The sequence below is a fragment of the Caballeronia sordidicola genome (assembly GCF_002220365.1).
Lineage (GTDB): Bacteria > Pseudomonadota > Gammaproteobacteria > Burkholderiales > Burkholderiaceae > Caballeronia > Caballeronia sordidicola_C.
Map to the genome: position 1 here is coordinate 1 of NZ_MTHB01000236.1, position 6,157 is coordinate 6,157.

Genomic DNA, 6,157 nt, shown 5'->3' on the forward strand with positions numbered 1-6,157 from the left:
CAGCCGCCCGATCTCGCCATACAAACGATCCTCGCCGTCTCGTGCCGCCTCCGGTTTCGGACCGCGCTTGTTCTCAAACAACGCGCCGGCGTTAGCGAGAATTTCCTTCTTCCATTGCCCAACCATCACTGGATGCACATCATACAGCTGCGCTATCTCGTTGATCGTCTTCACGCCGCGCACCGCTTCCAAGCCCACCTTTGCCTTGAACTCTGAGCCGTGAATCTTCCTCTTTTTGCTTTCCACCATTCGCCTTCATCCACTTTCAGACCACAGCTTAAACCGTTGTCTCAAAAGCGGGGGCCACTTTACACCGCGTACTTAAAAAATGGAGGCACGCTGGAGAACGCGGCCATGATGGCAAACCACGCTTCGACGCGGACGACCCAACTTTACGACCGGCGCCACGACGAGATCAACCTTGATGAAGTTGAGCGCATACGGGTGTAATTCAGGTGCGGCTACGTCCAGCAAACCTTCTTGCCCCTAATCAATCCCAAGGCGCCTCGGCTTTTGCCGCAGACATAATTGTTGCGGCAGTCTGCACGCTCGGCGTTATCACGACCGGTTCGCTATCAAGGCGCATGCGAAGCTTCTTAAGCCGCTCTTTCAATTTTGTAGCTTCTTGCATGTGAAATTGTCCCAATCGACCTACACGGTTAGTGGTCCGACTTAATTCTTCGAAAAACGCAACGTCACGAGCGCCGTGCTTGAACTTGCCTTCTAGTTGGAAAACGGCTGACTTCAAATTGTGGCGTTCTGAATGTGGGATGGCGACGCGCCGGTTCACCATCAGCTTGGTCGCGAACATTTGGTGACCGCTGGTTTGTATCTCGTGTTTCTTACGCTTTGCGGTATAGGCAAGCCGTCCAAGCATTGTGTAAATCTCAGAAATTGCTGCGCTCTTGTCGATGTCGGGCAGAAATTCCTTGGAAGATACGCATATGTCATCTACGTACCGAGAGTACGCGATGCCGCGTATTGAAAGTTGCTCGTGCAGTCCGGGTTCAAGGCGCCAAAAAACCAGATTGGCTAAATATGAGCTTGTAATTGCACCCTCCGGAAGGGCGCCAAATCTGGTGGTGAGCTTCGTCAGAATAGTGGCAACGTCCTGAGAAAAGCCGAAAAAGCCCATCCAGATATCGTGGACAAGCGTGGCACGCGTAGAGGGGAAAAATTTTTGAACGTCTTCGCAGATAACGATCTTCGCACCGACGTGAAAGGAAGCGTTCGCTTTAGGGCTTTTGCCCGGCAAGCTTCCAGTGAGATATGCAGGGAAGTGAACATTCACTAACAAACGTTCTTTGATCCGCCGATGGACGTGTTTAAGTTGCGGAAGAGCGTCATAGGGCTGCCGAAACGATCCATCAGGCTTCCGTATCGGCTTCGCCTTTCGATAAAGATCGTCGGCCCGATTGCTCAAGCGCAACAGTTCGTACTCCGTTACATCCAGTGCGATAGCCAAAACCGCAAGTGATCGGATCGGGTTAGCGTTGTACCGGAATGACATTTTCTGGTTCATTCAACAGATCAAGAGCTGCGACGGCCAATTGACCGGCTAAATTTTTATCGATACCGGCTAATTCGCCTTTTTCGGCACCCAAAAAAAACAAGATTTCCACAGGTACGCTCAGAGCTTGAGCAATTTTTTCGATTGTCGAAAGCGTTGGGTCGCGGAGCGAGTTTTCTAGCATCGATAAGTAAGAAACTGAACACTCTGCCCGACGTGCCACTTCCGCCTGGGAAAGCCGACGCCGTAATCGGCATGTGTGAATTGCGCTTCCAATATTCATAATAGAAATACAATGAGGGGTTCGCTGCGTGGTTGGCAAACATGCTTACTTCATCAAGTCCTTGAGATTGGTCACGAGGCTGATGACACATGCAATAACTTGCAATGCTTGAACGGTAAGGCGTCCAATAACAAGGTCATTGCCGGGCTGCTCTTGGACCCTTTTGAGATCCTCGATCACCGTATTCATTTCTGCCACAACGCTGGCATCGAGTTGGCTGTGATGCGCATCACGCAAAGTTTCAAGAGCGTGGATGCTGTTCTTAAGGTTGTGCCGCTCCATAGAGCTTCTCCTTTCATTCCGGGCAAAATTGCCCACGTCCCCACGAGACAAGGAGCCGGAAGGAGCCAACCCGATACCGCGAACCCATCACCAGATTTATAGAACCACACGTCCCCATAGCTACCGAGATCGCGCGCTACGATTCACGCCCGGCAGTGATACCGCTGGCTTTGAATAGCTCTGCTGCTGGACAGAGAGCGACCCGCTAGGGCCACGTCGCTGACTTCACGCCTTGTGAGAGAAAGGAATTTGCACGCTTAAAGAACGATCCGAGCGGTAACACTCGGCCTGAGTTGATTAAGCCACAACAGACATTCGCACGTCAAGAATTTATTCACTCACAGTGAATAAAAGAGGTGTTATGTCAACTTTGGGAGCTGAGCCGGGTCCTGTAAGGGCTCCTCTCTCTCGACCCCACTGTCCAACGACCGAAAACCACGAAATATAGTATTACGTGACATAAAGTGTTAGATTTAATATCCGTTCCCCTTCGAGTAAACTCATAATGGCAGTCACTAGTGCAGCCTCCGACGCGGCAGCATCCGCCGCTTTGACAATCACTGTTCCTGCTTGGTCGTTCGACCAATGGCTCGGCATCCTCGGGCTTGTTTTTGGCCTGCTGGGGCTGGCGGCGACACTCTTGGCTGCGTGGGATTCACGCAGGCAGCGCACGCGACGCGAAAAGGCGGTGATTGTTGCGCATGAGGTGGTTGAGCGGACCTATGGCCTGCTCATCGGGCTGAAGCCGCCAGTGGCAGCCCTTGGCCAGATGTATGAGGAGGCAATGAACGATGGCTTGGCAGCCATCGACGAGCGGCGGGGCGATCTGTCAAACCTGTGAGGGATTTCATGCGACGAGCAATGTTTGATCTGGCCCAAGCCAGTGCTGCCGTGAAGGCAGGCGGTGTGCTGTCCGCGATCCTGCGCGCCGACAAAGGGTCGTTCTATATCGAGCTGGAAACCCGTGAGTCCGGCGTGGCCGAGCTGGTCACGTCGAATGGCCGCGAGCGCCGGTCGTTCCGCGACCCCGGCCAGGCGCTGAAGGTCGTGCGCGAGCTGGGGGTGGCGACCGGCCGTTTCGCGCTCGAGGAGTGGGACACGCACGCACCAATTCAGAAGGCATGGAGTCGGCCCGACCAGGCTGCGCACATGAAGGCGAAACATCAACGGGCGGATGACGCGGCCGAGTTCGAATCCGACGTGTTGCAAGCCCTAGCCGAAGCCGATGATCCAAGCGTCACGAAAATCGCACACGCGGACGTGATGGCGCTGCTAGATGCGAAGGTTGCGCAGATTAAGAAGAAGGCCGCCCGCAAGGCTCGCACATGACCGTTGTGTGGTTGCCGCGTGCCGTGGAGCAATTGCTGTCCATCGTCGACTACATCAGCGAAGACAGTCCGAGCGCCGCGATCGAGCTCGCCCGCACCATCCGCGCAAAAGCCGACACCCTGTCGGCCTACCCGAACCGCTATCGTCTTGGCCGCGTCACCGGCACACGCGAGCTGGTGGTCAGGCCCAACTACATTGTCGTCTACCGCGTCGCCGGCGAACAGGTTGAAATCCTGCGCGTGCGGCATGCACGCAAGCGGGACGTGTAGCACACGCCCTGCCCTGTTTGCTTTTCGATGCTTTCGCATTTCGAATCGCTTTGGTCGAAAACTCTTATCCCAAAACGGGCAAGGCCGCACGGCTGCGTCAGGCCAACGGCTCGCTCGGGGAGCGGTGGATATACTCGGAACCGCGATAGCGGCTGTCCAAGGCGGGCGAGAACGACGGCATACCTTAGTGGACCACCCTTTCCCGCCGCCTCACGTCCGCAAGCGGACGTGACCTCGGGTGCCGTAAAGAAACGGATTTTTTCGTACGCTAAGCACCACCGCCGTGCCCCAGGGCAATGCGTACGTTTCACGAGGTTGATACGTTGAAGATGCCGCGACACTGGCTTCGAACAGCATTCCAGTTTCATAAGGTCAATGATGAAACGCCGGGTGATTGCCAACTTAGCACGTACCTTGTTGATGTTGATCTAATGCTTTCGGCAAATAAGAACTTCGTGAGATTTACTGCCAGATGCCGGCGCGAGGCGCCGTTTTTCGTCGGCCGCTCAGTTGCATTGCCTGCCGGCCGGCGATTGATGCGTTTTTAACCGAGCGGGCGAAACCGACGGATCACCATAGAATCGCCAGCAGTTCTCGATAACATATTTTATCAAGAGTAACCAAGGCGAAGAAAGCGCGACGTACCGACCGCGAAAACCAGTCCGCCGCGCGCCATGCGCCCTACTTCTTCTTCGGCTTGCTCGACGTCGCACCCTTGCGCTGCGCGAGGTCCGACGCGGCGACCTCCTTCTCCCTCTTAGTCGACTTCGGATCACGCGACTGCTTGCCCGCGTCGGACGCGGCTTTCTTTCCGGTTGCCATGGTCACCTCACGTTGTGGTCTAACCCTCAAATTCGGGGCAAATCTATCGTATAAGCAACAAGAGGCAATTTGCGAGAGATGCCGGACCCCAGCAACACTGCGTACCCCCTTGTTGCACCGCATTGAAAGCGAGAGGTAAATCAGTGGATCGAACCTCTATTACCGTTAAAGGTAAGTGGCACGATGTAGCGTGCGACGTAGACGTCACACGCCGTATCCGCCGATCATAGTGGTTCAGGCAATATGCACACCAATGACATCAGCGAAGACCAGTTCCCCGCGCGCGGCTAGCAGTTCGACCGAGACGGTATGGAGACCACGGTACGACGTGTCGCGGTCGATGTGCGCGACAGTGGGCCTCGGATTGCGGTATGCGTCCGACGTAGGCTTCATGTCGCGTTGAATGATTTCAGGGATGGTCTGCACCGCTTGAGTGGCCTCGACACCGTGATTCTGCTTCACGAACTTCGCGGTCAACGGAAGTTTCAGACCATCCAACGCACCTGGTTCGGCCCGCAATTCGAAGCGCACCGAACGGCCTTTCTCGAGACATGCTGAAATCGACGGATAGCGGACCAATGCGGCGCCATCTTTCAGCAAATAAGCAGAGAACGTGATTCCGCCGTGCGACTTCACACCGCTCACTACCAGTTCTTTTAGCTCGGTAGGTAGCGGAAGCAGCTTCGCGAATTTTCCAAAGTTCAGTTCGCGGATGCGATAGTTGTTTGGGGTGCCGTCCGGGCGGATGTAGTTGGGCGAGAGATACTCCGCTGCTTCCTGCTTCCCCGCGCGCGTCTTGTACTTTATTGCGGTCATCGCTTCGGGAACGTCCAGAAACTTGAGCAGGTTCTGGCCGAGCATCGCACTGTCTTTCGATGCCATGCCCTGGAGCTTTGCAGAAGCGTCAACAAAGAACGAAGTAGCGGTGACTTCGTTGACGACGGAGTAGCCGTATGAGGACCAGAGAACCTCTTTATCACCACCGAAGTCGACCCCGACACGAAAGCCGAGGTCGCTTGCGTCGATGCCGTGCCGCAAGAGATCAGGCACGACCGATTGCGTCATCAGCACTTGCAGCATAGCCGAACAAGAAAGTGCCGCCATCGCGGACGATTCCTTCGTTTGCAGCCGGCCACCGAAGTACGCCATCAGCGCGTCACCCATGAAACGGTGCACGTGCCCGTCCATTGAGCGCACGACTTCGGACGCAGCGCGAAGAATCGAATTCTTGATGTGTCGCACCATTTCGAGGTCGTAGCGAATTGATAGGCGCGTCGAGTTCGCGATGTCGACGAACATCGTGGTAATGTGGTGCCACTCGGTCTCATCGGTGCCTAAAGTGGACCCGTTCGTCAAGACAGCTTTTGATTGGATTTAAGCTGTACTCAGATCCACGCTTGCAGCGGAACAGCGCTGCCCTGTTTTTTCTTTTCCAGAGCCAAACTTGTCGACGATGAGAGCGCCGCCACCATGCCCGCTCGCGTACACGATGTTAGGTGTTTGGTAGTCCAGTGACTGGTGCGGTCGTTCGCTATTGTAAAAATCGAAGTAACGCGTCATGCCGAGCGTGAGCTCGCCCATCGTTTCATATCCGTTCAAATACACGTCCTCGTGCTTGACGTTGCGCCACAGTCGCTCGACAAAGATGTTGTCGAACGCTCG

10 protein-coding genes and 1 pseudogene are annotated in these 6,157 nt (G+C 55.2%); 4 read left to right on the forward strand and 7 right to left on the reverse strand.

Going from position 1 to position 6,157, the window contains the following annotated elements; translation table 11 throughout:
- Positions 1-249: transposase (locus BSU04_RS33285; protein WP_373452861.1), on the reverse strand; the 249-nt coding region annotated here is incomplete at its 3' end.
- Between the two features lie 63 nt (positions 250-312).
- Between BSU04_RS33285 and BSU04_RS48980 the strand changes: the two are divergent.
- A pseudogene (locus tag BSU04_RS48980) lies at positions 313-450 on the forward strand (tyrosine-type recombinase/integrase); the annotation flags it as partial.
- Positions 451-490: 40 nt separating this feature from the next.
- Here BSU04_RS48980 and BSU04_RS33295 read toward each other — a convergent pair.
- Genes BSU04_RS33295 through BSU04_RS33305 form a run of 3 tightly spaced genes read right to left on the reverse strand, consistent with a single transcriptional unit; the run spans position 491 to position 2,075 of the window.
- Positions 491-1,522 carry a reverse transcriptase family protein gene (locus BSU04_RS33295; RefSeq protein ID WP_089164534.1) on the reverse strand — a complete coding sequence of 344 codons (1,032 nt, stop codon included), beginning with the start codon at positions 1,520-1,522 and terminating at the stop codon, positions 491-493.
- On the reverse strand, positions 1,488-1,793 hold the full coding sequence (locus tag BSU04_RS33300; protein ID WP_089164535.1) for a helix-turn-helix domain-containing protein: 306 nt from the start codon (positions 1,791-1,793) through the stop codon (positions 1,488-1,490). Before BSU04_RS33300 ends, BSU04_RS33295 begins: the two co-directional genes overlap by 35 nt.
- Before the next feature lie 45 nt (positions 1,794-1,838).
- Positions 1,839-2,075 carry a hypothetical protein gene (locus BSU04_RS33305; RefSeq protein ID WP_089164536.1) on the reverse strand — a complete coding sequence of 79 codons (237 nt, stop codon included), beginning with the start codon at positions 2,073-2,075 and terminating at the stop codon, positions 1,839-1,841.
- A 505-nt stretch (positions 2,076-2,580) separates the two neighbouring features.
- Here BSU04_RS33305 and BSU04_RS33310 point away from each other — a divergent pair.
- The 3 genes from BSU04_RS33310 to BSU04_RS33320 are packed head-to-tail and all read left to right on the forward strand — an operon-like array spanning position 2,581 to position 3,673.
- Positions 2,581-2,916 (forward strand): hypothetical protein, encoded by a 336-nt coding sequence (locus BSU04_RS33310; RefSeq protein WP_089164537.1) that lies wholly within the window; start codon positions 2,581-2,583, stop codon positions 2,914-2,916.
- Positions 2,917-2,936: 20 nt separating this feature from the next.
- Positions 2,937-3,404, forward strand: coding sequence for a hypothetical protein (locus tag BSU04_RS33315; protein ID WP_089164538.1), 468 nt, complete (start codon positions 2,937-2,939; stop codon positions 3,402-3,404).
- Complete coding sequence (locus BSU04_RS33320; RefSeq protein WP_089164539.1) at positions 3,401-3,673, forward strand: type II toxin-antitoxin system RelE/ParE family toxin; 273 nt, start codon at positions 3,401-3,403, stop codon at positions 3,671-3,673. The genes BSU04_RS33315 and BSU04_RS33320 overlap by 4 nt, the downstream gene beginning before the upstream one ends.
- A gap of 681 nt (positions 3,674-4,354) precedes the next feature.
- Here BSU04_RS33320 and BSU04_RS46785 read toward each other — a convergent pair.
- From BSU04_RS46785 to BSU04_RS33330, 3 genes are all read right to left on the reverse strand, one after another.
- A complete protein-coding gene (locus BSU04_RS46785) occupies positions 4,355-4,495 on the reverse strand; it encodes a hypothetical protein (protein WP_179258524.1) in 141 nt (46 codons plus the stop codon).
- A 234-nt stretch (positions 4,496-4,729) separates the two neighbouring features.
- On the reverse strand, positions 4,730-5,851 hold the full coding sequence (locus tag BSU04_RS33325) for an adenylate/guanylate cyclase domain-containing protein (RefSeq protein ID WP_256983643.1): 1,122 nt from the start codon (positions 5,849-5,851) through the stop codon (positions 4,730-4,732).
- Positions 5,852-5,869: 18 nt separating this feature from the next.
- The coding region (locus BSU04_RS33330) for an integrase core domain-containing protein (protein ID WP_256983644.1) at positions 5,870-6,157 on the reverse strand (288 nt) is incomplete at its 5' end.